Genomic DNA, 16,492 nt, shown 5'->3' on the forward strand with positions numbered 1-16,492 from the left:
CCTCCAGGTGGCGGGCCGGAGTACATGCGACAGCAGTGCGCGGATAAGTTAAACCAAGCGTGTTACTTATTCAAGAGCCCGGCGCTTCGGCAGGAAAAGGGCCGGGATCGCCGCGATCACGGTGAAGGCGATCGCCCAGGCGAAGCTGTGCGCGTAGGCGGATCCGGTGGTGTGGCCGGTCAGCTGGCTCTGCAGGATCACGGCCAGCGTCGCGGCACCGAACGCGCCGCCGAGCTGCTGCATGATCCGCGTGGTGCTGCTGGCATGGGGGATCTGCTGCGGCTCGAGCTCACGGAACGCGCCGACCATCACGGCCAGGTTGACCGCACTCAGTCCGGCGCCACGGATGACGAGACCGATCGCCAGCAGTGCGTACGACGTACCGCTGAAGGCGAAGGGGATGGTCCCGAGGGTGGTGAGGGCTATGCCTGCCAGGACGACCGGGCGTGGGCCGATCCGGTCGGTGAGGCCGCCGGCCACTCGGGCGAGCAGGCTGCCGATGCCTTGGGGGACGAGGAGGAGGCCGGCGGCCGTGACGGTCTCGCCGCGGGCCTGTTGGTAGAAGAGCGGGAGGAGCAGCATCGCGCCGTACAGGCCGAAGCCGGTGAGGAAGAGCAGTGCGCTCGAGGCACTGAAGGATCTCGTGCGGAACAGGGTGAGGTCGATCAGTGGACTTCTTCTGAGAATGAAGGCGAGCAGGAGGATCAGGCCGGCGCCGATCGGGACCAGTACGGCGGCGTGGCCGAAGCCGCCGTACTCGCCGACCTGGGTGAGGCCGTAGATGATGCCGGCCAGGGCGGGGGAGATGAGGAGCAGGCCGATGACGTCCAGCTTGGCGGCCGCCGGCTCGGGATCGGGCTTGAGGGTGCGGACGGCGAGGATGATCGCCAGGATGCAGATCGGTGCGTTGACGTAGAAGATCCAGCGCCAGCTGAGGTTGCCGACCAGGAGCCCGCCGATCACGGGACCGAGGATCGGGCCGATGAGTGCGGGCAAGGTGACGACGGCCATCAGCCGGCCGATGCGTTCGCGTCCCGCCGCCCGCAGCAGGATGGTCTGGAGGATCGGCAGCATGAGTCCGCCGCCGAGGCCCTGGATCACCCGGAACGCGATCAGCGAACCGATGTTCCAGGCGACGCCGCACAGCATCGATCCGGCGAGGAACAGCGCCAGCGCGACGATCCACATCCGTTTGGCGCCGAAGCGGTTGGCGGACCAGCCGGTGATCGGGATCGCCATCGCCAGCGCGAGCAGGTACGCCGTACTGACCCATTGGACCGTGGACACGGGCGCGCCCAGCTCGGTGCCGAGGGTGTGGATCGCGACCGTGACGATCGTGCTGTCGAGCAGTGGAGCGAGGGCACCGAGGACCAGGACGGCGGCGAGTTTGAGGACCGCGCGGTCCAGGCGGTCGGGAGTGGTGGTGGTCATTCCGAGGTCTCCTTAGAGACGTTGCGTCTCTTACGGATTTCAGAGTAGGCTCGGATCGTTAAGAGACGCAAGGTCTCTTGTTGGGAGTCGGGTGATGGAGCAGACGCAGCGCCGCCGGGGCGCCGAGCTCGAGGCCGTGCTGCTCGACGCCGCGTGGGACGAGTTGATGGAGTCCGGCTACGCGCGGCTGACGATGGAGGCGGTGGCCGCGCGGGCGCACACCGGCAAACAGGTGCTGTACCGGCGGTGGAAGAACCGGGCGGAGCTGGTGGTCGCGGCGATGCGGCACCGGACCGGCTCGATCGTCGAGGACATCCCCGACACCGGGAGCCTGCGCGACGACGTACTCGCGGTGCTGCAGCGGATGGCCGACCGGTTCGCGACGCTCGGGCCCGACATCCTCCACGGCCTGCTGGCCGAGGCGCCGGACCTGGATCCGGAGGTCTACCGCCGGATGACCGGGGTGATGGCGACCATCGTGCAGCGGGCGGCGGACCGCGGCGAGATCCCGACCGCGGATGTTCCCGCCCGGGTCCTCACCGCGCCCACCAACCTCCTCCGCCACGAAATGCTCTTCACCCGCGAGCCCCTCGCCCCCACCACCCTCACGTCCCTCGTCGACGACGTCTTCCTCCCGCTCGTCCGGGCTACTTGAACGCGTGCAGGTTGCGAGTGACCCAGTCCTTGAAGGTGCGTGGCTGACGAGCGAGCACCTTCTCCACGTCGGGGCTCACCTGCTGCTCGGCCGGGGTCGGCGTGCCGAGGGCGCCGAGGGTGGCCTCGACGACAGGCTCGGGCATGTAGGTGAGCATCCGGGTGCGCGCCTCGTCCCGGCTGAGCTCGACGAACTGCACCGGCTCGCCGAGAGCCTGACCGATGACCTCAGCCTGCTGGCGGGGTGAGATCGCCGCCGGGCCGGTCAGTGTGTAGGTGTTGCCGACATGGCTCGGGTCGCGCAGTGCGGCAGCCGCTGCCGCGGCGATGTCGTCGGGATCGACCGCGGGCAGTGCGACGTCGGCGAACGGCGCGGCCATCGTCCGCTCGGTGCGGATCGACTCGGCCCACTGGAAGGCGTTGCTGGCGAAGTTGCCGGGCCGCAGCATCGTCCAGCCGAGCCCGGACCTCGTCACGGCGTCCTCGAGATCCGACGGGTGCCGCTTGGTGCCGACACCCTGGGACGAGAGCAGTACGACCCGCGAGACGCCGGCCGCCTTGACGACCTCCATGACGTCGCCGAGGTTCCCGTCGGCCAGGAAGGCGGCGGCCGTCAGCAGGAACACCGCGTCGGCTCCGTCGAGCGCGGGCTTGAGGCTGCTCGGTTCGGACAGGTCGGCGGCGAAGCGTCGTACGCCGTCCGGCGCCTGGGTAATGCGGCGGGAGACCGCCGTGACTTCTTCGCCTGCTGCGGTCAGGGCTTCGACCAGCGGGCGGCCTACGTTTCCGGTGGCTCCGGTGACCACGATCATGTGTGCTCCTCGTTCGGTTGATCTGCCGAGGACGCTACTTGTCGTGGGATAGTAGGTACCTAGAGGAAAGTATTGGCGAGAGGGACCTTTGTGATCGAGCGCACAGCAGTGGATCCGGTGCAGGCCTGTCCGATCGCGCCGGTCGTGGACCTGGTCTTCAGCCGGTGGACGACGCCGATCCTGTGGACGCTGAACGAGTTCGGCCGTCAGCGGTTCGTGGAGCTCCAGCGGCAGATCGGAGTGATCACACCGAAAGTGCTGACCCAGCGGCTCCGGCAGTTGGAGCGCGACGGACTCGTCGTACGCACGTACTTCCCGGAGGTCCCGCCGCGCGTCGAGTACGAGATCAGCGACCTCGGCCGCAGCCTTGCGCCCCTGTTCCACTCACTCGCCGAATGGTCCCCGAACCTCGCGAAGGTCGAAGAAGCCCGCACCCACTTCGACACCCACGAACCACCCCACCGCCGCCCCTGAGAAGCAGTTCACCTTCCGGGTGTCGAGAAGGCCGTGATGGCTCCGTCTCAGGTACACAGTGGCCACGGCAGGCCACGCGACGGAGAAGGAGCACGACCTTGACGATCCAGCGGATGGACAACGTCGGCATTGTCTTCGACGACCTCGAGGCCGCCGTTGCGTTCTTCGAAGAGCTCGGCATGGAGCTGGAGGGTAGAGCGGAGGTCGAGGGTCCGTCGGTGGACCAGACCGTCGGACTCGACGGCGTCCACTGCGCGATCGCGATGATGCGGACCCCGGACGGCCACGGCCGGCTCGAGCTGGCGAAGTACCTCAGCCCCGCGGCGATCGCCGGGCCGCACAACCCGCCGCACAACACGGTGGGCATGTATCGCGTCATGTTCGCCGTCGACGACATCGCTGACACGGTCGCCCGGCTGCGTACTCACGGCGCCGAGCTCGTCGGCGAGATCGCGCAGTACGGGGACAGGTACCGGCTCTGCTACGTCCGCGGCCCCGAGGGCATCCTCGTCGCCTTGGCCGAGGAACTCAGCTGACTGGGTTGGGCTAGGCGACGCCGACCAGCTCGCGGGTGGGGGCCTGGAGGGTGTCGAGCAGGGTGAAGAAGTGCGTGGCGGCGTCGGGGAGGCGGAGCAGGCCGGCCTCGTGGTGCTGCCAGCCGAAGAGGAGCTCGCCGTCGATGGTGCGCTCTTCGGACGGTACGGCGTACCGGCTCAGTGTGACGCGGGTGGGGCCGGTCCGGGGGTGGTGGTCGCCGCAACCGCACTCGGCCGGGATGGTGATCGCGGTCAGGGCGTCGGGGGAGTAGCGACGCAGGCGGAGCCTGGTGCCCTGGGCGGTGAACCGGGCGATTGTTGCATCAGGCAACTGGACGAGCAGCTCGACCGGGACGGCGTGCGAGCCGGGCAGCAGCCGGAGGCCGCGGGACGCGAGCAGGTCGGCGAAAGCCGGGAGATTCATGGGAAAGATCCTGTGAGTGCTGTGTCGGCGGGCGGGCCACGGAAAGGACAGGGCCTCGTGCGCCGAGAGCGGCGCGCGTCAGCGACAACAGCAACAACACAGCAGGTGCATGCGGAAGATCATGGCAGAGCGCGGTCGCGCTGCCAAACATCGTCCGCTATCTGGGACAGGTGTCCGTGATGCGTCAGGAAGCGCCGGTCAGTCGGCTTTCTTGCCGAACATGATCTCGTCCCAGCTCGGGACGCTGGCGCGCTTGGAATTGCGGCGGGCCGGCTTCTTCTTGGGCTCGGCCGCCTCTTCCTGGGCGGCCGGCTCGGCGGCAGCCGCGGGAGATTCGACCGGCTGCGCTGAGGGCTCCGGCTTGGCAGGCTCAGCCGGGGCGGACCGCTCGGTCTGCCGGCGGGACTCCGGAGCGCGGGCCTCTGGCGCACGCGACTCGGGAGCCTGGCGCACCGGAGCAGCGCCGCGGTCAGGCGTGGCCCGGCGCTCGGTGAACGGGTTCTCGGGAGCGGCGGCGCGCTCCTCGGGAGGCGTGAACGAGGCGGTCTCGGCCGGAGGCTGCGACGCACGCTCGACCGCGCGCACGGCGGGCCGCAGTGCCGGCGGCTGCTCGACCGGTACGTCGATCAGCGTCGGCTCGTCGTCCGGGTTCGGCACCGAGTGCACGCGGCGCGGACCGCGCTCGGTCTCCCGGGCGGCCGGAGCCTCGGGGTCACGGCCGACGCCCGGACGGCCGGTGTCCGGCGGAGTCTCCCGCCCGAAGCCGGGCCGGCCGGAGACCGGGTGGTTTCGGCGCGGCAGGCTGATGGTGTCCTCGAAGCCGGCCTCATAGCTGTCGGCGCCGTGGTCGGGGGCGATGGTCGGGTCGATGTCGGCGACCGCGGACAGGCGGCGTTCGCCGGGCTGGTGCGTGGGCTGGACCGGCGGCGGCATCACCTGGGCCTGCTCGCCGACCAGCCAGCGGGCTTCGTCGTCGTCGGGGACCGCGTACCGCCCGGGGGCGTCGTACGCGAACATGGCGATCTTCTCGTCCTTCTGCTCCGCCTCGTCGTCGGTCGCGACGAAGTAGGAGACACGGACCGCCCAGCGGCCGTCGTCGCGCCGCCACGCGTCCCACTCGGCCGACGCGGGATCGACCTGGCGGGTCTTCAGCCGCTCGGTCACCCAGGCACCGAGGTTGCGGGCCGGGGCGTCGCCTCCACCGCGACGGCGGACGGAAGCACGCTGCGCGAGGCTGGCGATGTGATCGCGCTCGGCGAGGACGGGGCCGGCGAACGCCATCACGCGTTCCATCGGCATCTGGGCGACGGCAGCGACCGCCTCGGGACTTTCGCCGGCGCGGATACGAGCCTGGATGTCTCGTGGGCGCAGCGCGCTCTCCATTTGAATCTCCAGCTGGCCGAGTCGGGCACGGTCGCCGCGCAGGGCCGCACGCAACCGGTCGTCGACCGGAACGGCGAACTCCTCACCCGTCTCTGCCAGCGCCAGGATGAGTTGCTTGCCATCCTGGCTCAGACCGACGAGCCTCGCCTCGCGCATTGCCTTTGTTCTCCTGTGCGGTTCTCGACAGTCTCTCCCGTGACGTGGTGCCTGACCAAGACCGGCGCGCCGTGCCGCGCGGTCATTGTGGAGGTTACGTCACGAAATCACATCTTGCCTGGTCATCAAGGTCCTTCTGATCACACCAGTCACAGTAGTCACAACACGGTGTGACCGCGACTCAGTGGGTCATCCGGCGTACGCCGAACGCACCGCAAGAGCACGCTTCAGGTCGTCGACGCTGTCGCCGACCGACCGCCGGATTCCGGCCGCGACCGATTCGTCCGCGACCAGGTCGGCGGCCCGATCGACGACCCGCTGTTCGACGGCATAGCGAGGGAACGCGAGCTTCGCGCTGGACGCGACGACCCAGCCTGACCGCAGCTTCTCGGTGCCGGCGATCTCGGCGAAGTACCGGTCGACGTACGGCGCGGTGAGCTCGACCTGCGCCGGATGCCAGAAGCCCTCACACGCGGCGTACAGCTCGTAATTCGCCAGCTCGGCGTCGGTCGTGATCTGCGTCCACGCCCGCTCCTTGGCCTCGGCCGTCGGCAGCGCGGCCCGGCACCGGGTCGCGTGCACGATGCCCTCGGACGAGGAGTCCCGCTCGAGCTCGGCGTCGATCTCCGCGTCGCCGACGGCCCCGAGCCGGGCGAGCTGCAGCAGCACCGTCCACCGCAGATCCGCGTCCATCGCCAGACCCTCGGGTACGCCGTCGCCCGCGAGCCAGCCCTTCAACCGGTCGGCGTCGTCGGTGAATCGCGCGAATCCACGAACCACCGCCAACTGCGTGCTGGTCCCCGCCGGCACGGTCTCCACCCGGGCAGCGAGCACCTCGGCCAGCCGGGCACGATTCGGCTCGTAGGGCAGGTAGACCCCGAGCAAGTGCGTGTTGGCCCAGTTCAGCATCGTGCCGACCGCGATGTCGCTGGTCTCGGTCGGCAGCAGCCCGAGCAGTACGTCGAACCCGAGCTTCGGATCGAGCTCGGCATCGGCGACCGCGTCCCGCAGGCTGTTCAGGACGACGGCCCGGGTCACCCCGTCCTCGATCTTCGGCAGCACCGACGGCAGGTTGGCCAGGCTGTCCGCGTCGAGCCGGATCTTGGCCCAGCTGTCGTCACCCGCGTCCGGGATCACCACCGCGACCGAGGGGTCGAGGGCGACGTCCACCTCGTCCGCGTCCAGCAGTACGTCGACCGTCGTACCGCGACCGTCCGCGTCGTACCCGCCGACGGTCAGCTTGTGCGGCCGGGCCGCCGGGTAGGCGACCGGCGCGACCCGGCGCAGCTTGATGCCGGTCTCGGTGCGGACCGCGCTGATCGTGTCCAGGCCCGGTGTCCGCAGCCAGTCGGCGGCCCAGTCGTCCAGGCCGACCGCGCCGGCCTCGGTCCACTTCGCGAGCAGGTCGGCGAAGGTGGCGTTGCCGAACTCGTTGGCGGCGATGTGCGCGTTGACGCCGGCCAGGAAGACGTCGTCACCGAGGTAGGCGGCGAGCTGCTTGAGGACGGCCGCGCCCTTCGCGTACGAGATGCCGTCGAAGTCGTCGAGCGACGCGAGCGCGTCCTTGACCGCGTCGGCGGCGACCGGGTGGGTCGACGAGCGCTGGTCGGCCTGCATGCCCCACCACTTGCGGATGTAGGCGAAGTCGATCCAGTTGTCGGTGTACCGCGTCGCGTCGGTGGAGACCCGGTGGGCCATGTACTCGGCGAACGACTCGTTCAGCCAGAGGTCGTTCCACCACTTCATCGTCACGGTGTCGCCGAACCACTGGTGCGCCATCTCGTGCACGATGGTCCGCGCCCGGCTGCTGCGTTCGCCGTCGGTCACCGCCGACCGGAACACCATCGAGTCGCGGAACGTCACGCAGCCCGGGTTCTCCATCGCGCCGGCGTTGAACTCCGGGACGAACGCCTGGTGGTACTCACCGAACGGGTAGCGGTACCCGAACATCCGGTGGTACTCGTCGAAGGACTGCTTGGTGACCGTGAAGATGTCCTCGGCCTCGCGCTCCAGCGCGTCCTTCAGCGATTGCCGCGACACCACGCTGAGCGGGATGCCGTCGTGGGAGTCGGTGATCTGGTGGTACGGCCCGGCCACCACGGTGACGAAGTACGTCGACAGCGGCTGCGTCTCGGCCAGCTCCCACCGGCCGGGGGAGACCCGGGTCGCGGCGCCGTTGCCGAGCACGAGCCACTCCTCCGGCGCGGTCACCGTCATCCGGTACGGCGCCTTGAGGTCGGGCTGGTCGAAGCACGCGAAGATCCGGGGCGCGGCGTCGAGGAACGACATCGCGTAGGTGTAGACGAGACCGTCGGCGGCGTCGACCGCGCGGTGCAGGCCCTCACCGTCGTGCGAGTACAGCATCGACGCGACCACGGCCAGTTCGTTCTCCGGCTGCAAGCCGGTCAGCTCGAGGCGCCCGTCGTTCAGACCGGCCACGTCGACCGGCGTCCCGTTCAGCGTGACCGAGGTCAGCTCATCGGGTTTCACGTCCAGCCACGTGGCCGGACCGGACGCCTGGAACTTGATCGTGGTGGTGGATCCGAAGGTTCGTTCGCCCTGGGTCAGGTCGAGGTCGACGTCGTACGAGTGGACGGAGAGCGCGGCGGCCCGGGTACGGGCGCCGTCGACGGTGAGACTCGGCATGCCGGCAACTCTATGCCGTCACTAGGCTGAGCCATGAAGGAGCGAAGCGAGTTCATCATTCAACACAGCAGCGAAGGCGCTCAGCCGCGCCTGGAGCGAAGCGGAAGGCGTGGATGAGCGATATGGAGTACCGGCAGCTGGGCGACTCGGGTCTGACCGTGAGTGTGGTCGGACTCGGCTGCAACAACCTCGGGCGGCGGCTGGACGCGGCCCGGACGGACGCGGTGGTGAACGCCGCGGTCGATGCGGGCATCACGCTGTTCGACACCGCGGACGTCTACCACGGCGAGCACGGATTCAGCGAGGAACTGCTCGGCAAGGCCCTCGGCGGCCGCCGTGACGAGGTGGTGATCGCGACCAAGTTCGGCGGTGACATGCAGGGGGTGAACGGGCCGGACTGGGGTGTCCGCGGCTCCCGCCGGTACATCCGGAAGGCGGTCGAGTCCAGCCTGCGGCGGCTCGGCACCGACTGGATCGATCTCTACCAGCTGCACGTCCCGGACCCGGTCACGCCGATCGAGGAGACCCTCGCGGCGCTGACCGAACTCGTTGCCGAGGGCAAAGTCCGGTACATCGGCAGCTCGCAGTTCGCCGGCTGGCAGGTGGTCGACGCCGACTGGACCGCGCGCTCCAACGGCCTGGAGCACTTCGTCAGCGCCCAGAACCGGTACTCGCTGCTCGACCGCGAGATCGAGGACGAGCTGGTGCCGGCCTGCGAGCACCTCGGCCTGGGCATCCTGCCCTTCTTCCCGCTCGCGTCCGGCCTGCTCACCGGCAAGTACAAGCGTGACGCGGACGCGCCCGACGGCAGCCGGCTGGCGACCCAGCCGGAGCGCCTGGCCCGGGCCGACTTCGACAAGATCGAGGCGCTCGACACGTTCGCGGCCGAGCGGGACCTGACCCTGATCGACGTCGCGATCGGCGGCCTGGCCGCGCAGCCCGCGGTCGCGTCGGTGATCGCCGGCGCCACCAGTCCCGAGCAGATCGCGCAGAACGTCGCGGCCGGCACGTGGGACCCGACCGTCGCGGACCTGGCCGCCCTGGACGAGCTCACGTGACCCTGATTCTGTTGCCACCGTCCGAAGGCAAGACCGGACGGTCCCGTGGTCGTGCCGTCGACCATGCGACGCTGTCGTTCCCGGAGCTCAATCCCGTCCGCGAGCAGGTCCTCGAGACGCTGGCGAAGGTCTCCTCGACGCCCGACGCGCACGAGATCCTCGGCGTCGGCGCCTCTCTCCAAGCCGAGGTCGACCGGAACATCCACTGGCGCACCGAGCCGGCAGTGCCGGTCTCGGTGCTGTACTCCGGGGTCCTGTACGACGCCCTCGGCTACGCGACCTTGCCCGCGGGCAGCAAGCGCCGTGCCGGGAACCGCCTCCTCGTCGTCTCCGCCGCGTGGGGCGCATTGCGGATGGCCGACCGCGTCCCGCCGTACCGGCTGTCCATGGGCACGACGCTGCCCGGTCTCGGCCCGCTCGCCTCGGTGTGGCGTGACCCGCTGGCCGCTGCCCTCGCGGATGCCGACGGCGTGATCGTCGACTGCCGGTCGTCCACGTATGTGGCTGCGTGGCGCCCGAGCGGTGACCAAGCGGCCAAGTGGGTCTCGGTGAACGTGGTCCGCGAACGCGACGGTGTCCGCTCGGTCGTGTCGCACAACGCGAAGCACACGCGTGGTCTGGTTGCTCGGCACCTGCTCGAGTCCGGCAAGGATCCGGGGACGCCGAAGGCCCTGCACAAGCTGGTGAGTGAGCGCTGGAACGCCGAGCTCGATCGCGCCGGGGCCGGCTGGACGTTGACCGTGGTGGAACACGACTGACCGTTCACGCGGCCTTCACCGGTCAGTTGTTTCTCACTGCGCGTGAGCGGGGAAGGCTGAGGGCAGCAAGTCAGGGGGGACCCGCCCTACCCTCGGAGGCCTGACTCATGCGACGTTCCATCACGGCTGCCATCACTGCCCTCGCCGCGACCGCGGCATGGTCACTCAGCGCCGGACCGGCGCTCGCCTACCCACCGACCCCGCCATCGGCCAGTACGGCGGCCAGCGAGCTCGCGAGTCTCACCGTCAAGGCGGAAGGCTCGACGAGCGGCTACAGCCGGGATCTGTTCCCGCACTGGATCAACCAGTCCGGCACCTGCGACACCCGTGAACAGGTGCTGAAGCGTGACGGCACCGGCGTCACGGTCAACAGCAGCTGCCAGCCGACGGCCGGCCGCTGGTACAGCGTGTACGACGCCACCTGGATCGAGGAGTCCTCCGGGGTCGACATCGATCACATCGTGCCGCTGGCCGAGGCGTGGAAGTCCGGTGCGAACACCTGGACCACGGCGCGCCGCCAGGAGTTCGCGAACAACCTGACCATCGCGCAGCTGATCGCGGTGTCGGCGTCGAGCAACCGGTCGAAGGGCGACTCGGACCCGGCGTCCTGGAAGCCGACGAACACGTCGGTGCACTGCATCTACGCGCGCGAGTGGATCTGGGTGAAGTACACCTACGGTCTGTCGCTGCAGTCGGCGGAGAAGACCGCGCTGCAGCAGATGCTCGGCACCTGCTGAGTCAGTCCTCGAGGAGCTGACGGCGCTGGGCGTGGATGCCGGCCTGGAACCGGGTCCGCGCTCCCAGCGCCTCCATCAGCTCGGCGACCCGGCGCCCGACCGTGCGGCTGCTCAACCCGAGCTGCCGCGCGATCGCGTCGTCCTTGAACCCGGCGGCGAGCAACGTCATCAGCCGCGCGTCGGTGGGATCGGCCTGGACCGACGGCACGACCGGCACCGCCTGGTCCCACAACAGCGTGAACATCTCGATCAGCGCGTCCAGCAGCGCGCACGGATGAACGACGAGGGCGCTGTCGACCAACTGGTCCACCGACAGCGGCAGCAACGCGATCCGGCGGTCGAACACGGCCAGCTTCATCGGCACCTGCGGATGCACCCGGGACGTCTCACCAGCGTCCGCCGCGCTGAACGCCTCGTCCACACCGCCCGGGACATCGAGGGAATCGGGGGAGTAGATGCCCTGGACAACCACACCCTCGTTGAGCAGTCCACGGACCCGCGGGTCGGACTCACCGGGCTGGGACGCGTACGGCGGCCGGTCCAGCACCAGCAACTGGTCACGCGTCCCACTCAGCAACTGCGCGAACCGGGCGGCGATCGCTTCCTGACCGACGATCACCTCGACCAGGTTCTCCGGCCGGTGCTGCTCCTGGGCCCGCAGCTCCGTCAGCAGTACTCGCGCCTCCGCACGGACCCGGTCGAGTTCGGAGCGCCGTACGGCGACCAGTGCGTCGACGGCGACGTCCGGACGGGTCGGCAGCAGCCGCACCGGGTGATCCGAGGTGGTGGTGAGGAGCCCGAGCGTCTCCAGCCGGCCGACCGACGCGGCGACCTCCCGCTCGTCGCGATCGAGCAACTTCGCCAGCTCGGGGACACCGCATCCGGGCGCGGTGAGCAGGGCGCGGTAGGCCTCCTCATCGGGTCGCTCCACCCCGACCGACTCCAGCATCCTTTCCTCCCGTAGCCCGGATGCCGGACAGGCTATCTCGTCCCCTGGATGCACCGGGAATCCTTTTCCCCGCCTGGCGACTTCGCGCCATGTCCGGGATACGTCAGGCCGTTGTCAGGTGCGGATGCCCCCGGAGTGGGGTAATCCTGTCTCTGCCGGGCGCGCGCGGACCGGACAGGGGACGCCCGGTCAAGCCTCAACGCGCGCGCCCGCCTCTCCGAAATGGCAGCATGTCAGATACGTGACGCGCTGATCCCTGGGAGGCACGATGAGTGAGAGCACCGCCGCGACACCGCAAGCCGGTGAGCGTCCCGAACTCAAAAGGGTCATGGGCCCGGGTCTGTTACTCCTCTTCGTCGTCGGTGACATCCTCGGGACCGGCGTCTACGCGCTGACGGGCAAGGTGGCCGGCGAGGTCGGCGGGGCGGTCTGGCTGCCGTTCCTGTGCGCCTTCGTGGTCGCGCTGCTGACCGCGACCAGCTACCTCGAGCTCGTCACGAAGTACCCGAAGGCCGGCGGCGCGGCGGTCTACACGCACAAGGCGTTCGGGATCCACTTCCTCACCTTCCTGCTCACCTTCGCGGTGATGTGCTCCGGCCTCACCTCGGCCTCGAGCGCGTCGAAGGCGTTCGCCGCGAACTTCTTCACCGCCGCCGACATCGACGCCGGCCGCGGGTCGCTGCTGATGATCACCGCGCTCGGCTTCATGACGCTGATCGCGCTGGTCAACCTGCGCGGCGTCGGCGAGAGCGTGAAGGCGAACGTCGTCCTGACCTGTGTCGAGCTGAGCGGTCTGCTGATCGTGATCGGCATCGGCGCCTGGGCGCTGCTAGGCGGCGACGGCGACACCTCCCGGCTGACCGAGTTCAACGTCCCGGAGAGCGAGTCGGGGTTCGGCGCCGTCACCGCGGCGACCGCGCTGGCGTTCTTCGCGATGGTCGGCTTCGAGGACTCGGTGAACATGGCCGAGGAGACCAAGGACCCGGTGAAGATCTTCCCGAAGGTCATGCTGATCGGACTGAGCATCACCGGCGTCATCTACGTGCTGGTCGCGATCTCCGCGGTCACGCTGGTCTCGCCGGAGGAGCTCAACAAGGGTGCGACGCCGCTGCTGAAGGTCGTCCAGGCCGGCGCGCCGGGCTTCCCGCTCGAGGTGTTCGCCTGGATCACGATGTTCGCGGTCGCCAACTCGGCGCTGATCAACATGCTGATGGCCAGCCGCCTGCTGTACGGCATGTCCCACGAGCGGGTCCTGCCCGGGCCGCTCGGACGCGTGCTGCCCAAGCGGCGGACGCCGTACATCGCGATCCTGTTCACCACGCTGCTCGCGTTCTTCCTGATCGGGTACGCCGATCTCGCGGCGCTCGGTGGGACGACGGCGTTGCTGCTGCTGTGTGTGTTCGCGATCGTGAACGTCGCGGTCCTGGTGCTGCGCCGGGACCCGGTGGAGCACAAGCACTTCCGGGCGCCGACCGCGCTGCCGGTGCTCGGTGCCGTGCTGTGCGTGTACCTGGCGAGCCCGCTGTCCGGGCGGGCCTCGGCCGACTACAAGATCGCCGGCTGGCTGATGGTGGTCGGCGTCGCGCTGTGGGCGATCACCTGGCTGCTGAACAAGTACGTCTTCAAGCGGCACGCCGACTTCGACCCGAGTCACCTCGACCCGAGTGGTCCGGTGAACTGACCGGAACGTACGCCGCGAAGACGACCGTCGCGAGGGCCGCGAGCCCGGTGGCGACCGCGATCCAGCCAAGTGCGGGATAACCCGCGCCGGCGGCGATCACGAGGCCGCCGAGCCACGGCCCGACGGTGATGCCGACGTTGAACGCGGAGAAGTTGGTCGCCGTCGCCAGCGTGGGTGCGTCACCGGCGAGGCTGAAGACCCGCGCGTTCAGGGCCGGGTTGACCGCGAAGCCGAAGCCGCCGAGCAGCACGACCACCGCGATCGTGACCACGGGACTCGTCGCGGTGAGCGCGAGTACGGCGGACAGGACGACCAGCCCGGTGATCCCGGTGAACAGCGTGCGGAACGGCAGCGCGTCCGCGGTCCGCCCGCCGAGCGTGATGCCGATGAACGAGCCGAGGCCGTAGAGCGCGAGTACGCCGGGGACCGCGTCCGGCACCAGCCCGGTCGTGTCGATGAGCAAGGGAGCGAGGTAGCTGAAGACGACCAGGATCGTCGCCGTCACCAGGGCGGTGGTGCAGAACGCGAGCCACAGCCGGGCATTGCCGAGAGTCCGCAACTCGTCCGCCAACCGCGGAACGCTCGCCGGATCCGGTCGTCCGGCGGGCACGGTCGCGAGGACACCGGCCATGGCGAGAACGCACAGTGCGGCGACGGTCCAGAACGCAGCACGCCAGCCGAGGTGCTGGCCCATCACGGTCCCGATCGGGAGGCCGACGATGGTCGCGATGGTGAGGCCGCCGGTGACGATGCTCATCGCGCGAGCACGACTGCCGGCCGGCACCAGCGCCACCACCGTGACCGCGGCGACCGACCAGAACCCGGCGTACACGAAGGCGCCGACGATCCGGGTGATCAGGAGTACGGCGTAGTTCGGGGTGAGCGCGCCCGCGAGGTGGGTCAGCGCGAAGACGCCGAGGAAGAGCAGCAACGCCGTACGCCGGGACCAGGTGAGCGTGAGCACCGCCAGCACCGGCGCGCCGACGAGCATCCCGGCGGCGAACGCGGAGATCAGCAGGCCGGCCGCGGGGATCGACACCCGCAGATCCGCTGACAGCTCCGGCAACAGGCCCGCGAGCATCAACTCCGACGTCCCCTGCGCGAAGATGCTCAGGCCCAGCACATACACAGCGATCGGCATCGCGTCCCCCACCCCACTCGACGGCCACACCGAGTATCCCAGAGATCACTTTCCGCTGTCGCCGCGCCAGTCACAGACTGAGACTTGAGCCGATACGGCATCGTTGGGGTATGAGTTCGCAGACTCCCGCGAAGCGCACCGGGCAGGCGGTGGATACCGCTCGGATCGGGGGTGGGCTCAAGTTGCTTTTCGCGCTGGTCGGGCTGATGTGGCTCAGCGAGGTCATCGACACCGCGATGCACGGCCGGCTCGATCAGTACGGGATCGTCGCGCGCGATCCGGAGGGCCTGGTCGGCGTCATCACGGCGCCGTTCCTGCACCTCGGCTTCGGGCACCTGATCTCGAACACGCTGCCGCTCGTCACCCTCGGCCTGCTGATCGCGGTCAGCGGCGCGAAGCGGTTGTTCGCGGTGACGGCGATCGTCACGGTAATCGGCGGGTTCGGGACCTGGCTGATCTCGCCGCCGAACACGATCACGATCGGCGCCAGCGGCCTGGTCTTCGGGTACGCCTCCTACCTGATCGCGCGCGGCCTGTTCAACCGGCGGCTCGGCCAGGTGCTGCTCGGCATCGTGGTGATCATGGTCTGGGGAAGCGCGCTGCTCGGCGGCCTGCTGCCGCAGGACGGGATCTCCTGGCAGGGCCACCTGTTCGGCGGGATCGCCGGCATCCTGGCCGCCTGGGTCCTCGCCGACGACAAGCCGAAACGCGGCGCCGTCAGGTAAGCGTTGCGGGGTCGGTGTTGGCTCCGCACACCACCACGACCACCCGCTCTCCGCCGGCCGGCCGGTACACACCGGCAGTCAGCGCGGCATACGCCACGGCCGCGCCATGCTCGACGGCCAGGTGGTAGTCGCGCCACAGCTCATTGCGAGCAGCAACGATCGCCTCCTCGTCAACCAGCAAGGACCGTACGTCGTGCGCCTGAGCCGCCGCGAACGCCAGGTCACCCAGCCGGCGCGCCCCGAGTGAGTCGGCCGCGACCCCGCCGACCGGACCGTCGACCGGTTCGCCGGCGACCAGCGCGCGATGGAACGTCTGCGCGAGTTCCGGCTCGACCCCGATGACCTGCGCGTTGTCGCCGATCGCCGTCGCGATGCCCGCGATCAGCCCGCCACCGCCGACCGCGACCAGCACCGTGTCGAACATCCCGGCCTGTTCGAGCAGCTCCAGCCCGAGGGTGCCCTGACCGGCGACGACCTCCGGCTGGTCGTAGGCGTGCAGCAGCAGCGCGCCCGACGCGTCCCGCGCCTCCACGGCCGCCTGGTAGGCCTCGGCGTACTCGTTCCCGACCTGGATCACCTCGGCCTCGAGAGTGCGCAGCTTGGCGACCTTCGGCGCGGGTGCGTTCACCGGGACGAAGATCCGCGCGGGGACGCCGAGCTCGCGGGCCGCGTAGGCCGCCGCGAGTCCCGCGTTGCCGCCGGACGCGGCGACGACGCCCTGCCCGGTGAGCTCGCCGCGTTCCTTCGCGGAGAGCAGCCGGTTGAACGCTCCGCGTGGCTTGAAGGATCCGGTGTGCTGCAGCAGTTCCAGCTTGAACGTGAGCCCGGGCGCAACCTGGATCACCGGAGTACGCCGTACCCGGCCGGCGATCCGCTCCGCCGCCGCCCGCACCTCGTCGAGACTTACCGTCATGCCCCAACCCTGCC

Annotated in this window: 16 protein-coding genes; 8 read left to right on the plus strand and 8 right to left on the minus strand. The window is 69.7% G+C overall.

Annotation, left to right across the window (positions count from 1 at the left end; all coding sequences use genetic code 11):
- Nucleotides 1-66 precede the first annotated feature (66 nt).
- Entirely contained in the window at nucleotides 67-1,431 is a 1,365-nt protein-coding gene (locus tag ACZ6O0_RS01095; RefSeq protein ID WP_465762762.1) for an MDR family MFS transporter, read from the minus strand.
- Nucleotides 1,432-1,525: 94 nt separating this feature from the next.
- Between ACZ6O0_RS01095 and ACZ6O0_RS01100 the strand changes: the two genes are divergently transcribed.
- On the plus strand, nucleotides 1,526-2,086 hold the full coding sequence (locus ACZ6O0_RS01100; protein ID WP_465762763.1) for a TetR/AcrR family transcriptional regulator: 561 nt from the start codon (nucleotides 1,526-1,528) through the stop codon (nucleotides 2,084-2,086).
- Here ACZ6O0_RS01100 and ACZ6O0_RS01105 read toward each other — a convergent pair.
- A complete protein-coding gene (locus ACZ6O0_RS01105; RefSeq protein WP_465762764.1) occupies nucleotides 2,079-2,897 on the minus strand; it encodes an NAD(P)H-binding protein in 819 nt (272 codons plus the stop codon). The two genes, ACZ6O0_RS01100 and ACZ6O0_RS01105, sit on opposite strands and share 8 nt — an antisense overlap.
- 90 nt (nucleotides 2,898-2,987) lie before the next feature.
- On the opposite strand from ACZ6O0_RS01105, the gene ACZ6O0_RS01110 reads away from it, so the two are divergent.
- Nucleotides 2,988-3,371, plus strand: a complete 384-nt coding sequence (locus tag ACZ6O0_RS01110; RefSeq protein ID WP_465762765.1) for a winged helix-turn-helix transcriptional regulator — start codon at nucleotides 2,988-2,990, stop codon at nucleotides 3,369-3,371.
- A 98-nt stretch (nucleotides 3,372-3,469) separates the two neighbouring features.
- Entirely contained in the window at nucleotides 3,470-3,907 is a 438-nt protein-coding gene (locus ACZ6O0_RS01115) for a VOC family protein (RefSeq protein WP_465762766.1), read from the plus strand.
- Nucleotides 3,908-3,917: 10 nt separating this feature from the next.
- Here ACZ6O0_RS01115 and ACZ6O0_RS01120 read toward each other — a convergent pair whose 3' ends face one another.
- The 3 genes from ACZ6O0_RS01120 to pepN form a co-directional block, all read right to left on the minus strand.
- Nucleotides 3,918-4,331 carry a hypothetical protein gene (locus tag ACZ6O0_RS01120; RefSeq protein WP_465762767.1) on the minus strand — a complete coding sequence of 138 codons (414 nt, stop codon included), beginning with the start codon at nucleotides 4,329-4,331 and terminating at the stop codon, nucleotides 3,918-3,920.
- 198 nt (nucleotides 4,332-4,529) lie between these two features.
- Complete coding sequence (gene sepH / locus ACZ6O0_RS01125) at nucleotides 4,530-5,870, minus strand: septation protein SepH (RefSeq protein ID WP_465762768.1); 1,341 nt, start codon at nucleotides 5,868-5,870, stop codon at nucleotides 4,530-4,532.
- 189 nt (nucleotides 5,871-6,059) lie between these two features.
- Nucleotides 6,060-8,516 carry an aminopeptidase N gene (gene pepN / locus ACZ6O0_RS01130; protein ID WP_465762769.1) on the minus strand — a complete coding sequence of 819 codons (2,457 nt, stop codon included), beginning with the start codon at nucleotides 8,514-8,516 and terminating at the stop codon, nucleotides 6,060-6,062.
- Between the two features lie 113 nt (nucleotides 8,517-8,629).
- On the opposite strand from pepN, the gene ACZ6O0_RS01135 reads away from it, so the two are divergent.
- The 3 genes from ACZ6O0_RS01135 to ACZ6O0_RS01145 all read left to right on the plus strand — a co-directional run bounded on the left by ACZ6O0_RS01135 (nucleotide 8,630) and on the right by ACZ6O0_RS01145 (nucleotide 11,069).
- Nucleotides 8,630-9,574: an aldo/keto reductase gene (locus tag ACZ6O0_RS01135; RefSeq protein WP_465762770.1), complete on the plus strand. Its 945-nt coding sequence runs from the start codon at nucleotides 8,630-8,632 to the stop codon at nucleotides 9,572-9,574.
- Nucleotides 9,571-10,332 carry a YaaA family protein gene (locus ACZ6O0_RS01140; protein ID WP_465762771.1) on the plus strand — a complete coding sequence of 254 codons (762 nt, stop codon included), beginning with the start codon at nucleotides 9,571-9,573 and terminating at the stop codon, nucleotides 10,330-10,332. The genes ACZ6O0_RS01135 and ACZ6O0_RS01140 overlap by 4 nt, the downstream gene beginning before the upstream one ends.
- A gap of 107 nt (nucleotides 10,333-10,439) precedes the next feature.
- Nucleotides 10,440-11,069: an HNH endonuclease family protein gene (locus tag ACZ6O0_RS01145; protein ID WP_465762772.1), complete on the plus strand. Its 630-nt coding sequence runs from the start codon at nucleotides 10,440-10,442 to the stop codon at nucleotides 11,067-11,069.
- Nucleotide 11,070: 1 nt separating this feature from the next.
- Here ACZ6O0_RS01145 and ACZ6O0_RS01150 read toward each other — a convergent pair whose 3' ends face one another.
- Nucleotides 11,071-12,018, minus strand: coding sequence for a LuxR C-terminal-related transcriptional regulator (locus ACZ6O0_RS01150; protein ID WP_465762773.1), 948 nt, complete (start codon nucleotides 12,016-12,018; stop codon nucleotides 11,071-11,073).
- Between the two features lie 268 nt (nucleotides 12,019-12,286).
- On the opposite strand from ACZ6O0_RS01150, the gene ACZ6O0_RS01155 reads away from it, so the two are divergent.
- Nucleotides 12,287-13,699: an APC family permease gene (locus tag ACZ6O0_RS01155; protein ID WP_465762774.1), complete on the plus strand. Its 1,413-nt coding sequence runs from the start codon at nucleotides 12,287-12,289 to the stop codon at nucleotides 13,697-13,699.
- Here ACZ6O0_RS01155 and ACZ6O0_RS01160 read toward each other — a convergent pair.
- A complete protein-coding gene (locus tag ACZ6O0_RS01160; RefSeq protein ID WP_465762775.1) occupies nucleotides 13,641-14,840 on the minus strand; it encodes a Cmx/CmrA family chloramphenicol efflux MFS transporter in 1,200 nt (399 codons plus the stop codon). The genes ACZ6O0_RS01155 and ACZ6O0_RS01160 overlap by 59 nt on opposite strands.
- A gap of 110 nt (nucleotides 14,841-14,950) precedes the next feature.
- Between ACZ6O0_RS01160 and ACZ6O0_RS01165 the strand changes: the two genes are divergently transcribed.
- Complete coding sequence (locus ACZ6O0_RS01165) at nucleotides 14,951-15,565, plus strand: rhomboid family intramembrane serine protease (RefSeq protein ID WP_465762776.1); 615 nt, start codon at nucleotides 14,951-14,953, stop codon at nucleotides 15,563-15,565.
- Here the strand turns inward: ACZ6O0_RS01165 and ACZ6O0_RS01170 are convergent.
- The gene (locus ACZ6O0_RS01170; protein ID WP_465762777.1) at nucleotides 15,558-16,478 is read right to left on the minus strand and encodes a threonine/serine dehydratase; all 921 of its coding nucleotides are present in this window, start codon (nucleotides 16,476-16,478) and stop codon (nucleotides 15,558-15,560) included. The genes ACZ6O0_RS01165 and ACZ6O0_RS01170 overlap by 8 nt on opposite strands.
- Between the last annotated feature and the right edge of the window lie 14 nt (nucleotides 16,479-16,492).

Source organism: Kribbella sp. NPDC048837 (genome assembly GCF_055586945.1).

Excerpts from the sequence above, each read along its gene's own strand:
- ACZ6O0_RS01095 (WP_465762762.1), bottom strand. The coding sequence starts at position 1,431 with ATGACCACCACCACTCCCGACCGCCTGGACCGCGCGGTCCTCAAACTC.
- ACZ6O0_RS01100 (WP_465762763.1), top strand. The coding sequence starts at position 1,526 with ATGGAGCAGACGCAGCGCCGCCGGGGCGCCGAGCTCGAGGCCGTGCTG.
- ACZ6O0_RS01105 (WP_465762764.1), bottom strand. The coding sequence starts at position 2,897 with ATGATCGTGGTCACCGGAGCCACCGGAAACGTAGGCCGCCCGCTGGTC.
- ACZ6O0_RS01120 (WP_465762767.1), bottom strand. The coding sequence starts at position 4,331 with ATGAATCTCCCGGCTTTCGCCGACCTGCTCGCGTCCCGCGGCCTCCGG.
- sepH (WP_465762768.1), bottom strand. The coding sequence starts at position 5,870 with ATGCGCGAGGCGAGGCTCGTCGGTCTGAGCCAGGATGGCAAGCAACTC.
- pepN (WP_465762769.1), bottom strand. The coding sequence starts at position 8,516 with ATGCCGAGTCTCACCGTCGACGGCGCCCGTACCCGGGCCGCCGCGCTC.
- ACZ6O0_RS01135 (WP_465762770.1), top strand. The coding sequence starts at position 8,630 with ATGAGCGATATGGAGTACCGGCAGCTGGGCGACTCGGGTCTGACCGTG.
- ACZ6O0_RS01145 (WP_465762772.1), top strand. The coding sequence starts at position 10,440 with ATGCGACGTTCCATCACGGCTGCCATCACTGCCCTCGCCGCGACCGCG.
- ACZ6O0_RS01150 (WP_465762773.1), bottom strand. The coding sequence starts at position 12,018 with ATGCTGGAGTCGGTCGGGGTGGAGCGACCCGATGAGGAGGCCTACCGC.
- ACZ6O0_RS01155 (WP_465762774.1), top strand. The coding sequence starts at position 12,287 with ATGAGTGAGAGCACCGCCGCGACACCGCAAGCCGGTGAGCGTCCCGAA.
- ACZ6O0_RS01160 (WP_465762775.1), bottom strand. The coding sequence starts at position 14,840 with ATGCCGATCGCTGTGTATGTGCTGGGCCTGAGCATCTTCGCGCAGGGG.
- ACZ6O0_RS01165 (WP_465762776.1), top strand. The coding sequence starts at position 14,951 with ATGAGTTCGCAGACTCCCGCGAAGCGCACCGGGCAGGCGGTGGATACC.
- ACZ6O0_RS01170 (WP_465762777.1), bottom strand. The coding sequence starts at position 16,478 with ATGACGGTAAGTCTCGACGAGGTGCGGGCGGCGGCGGAGCGGATCGCC.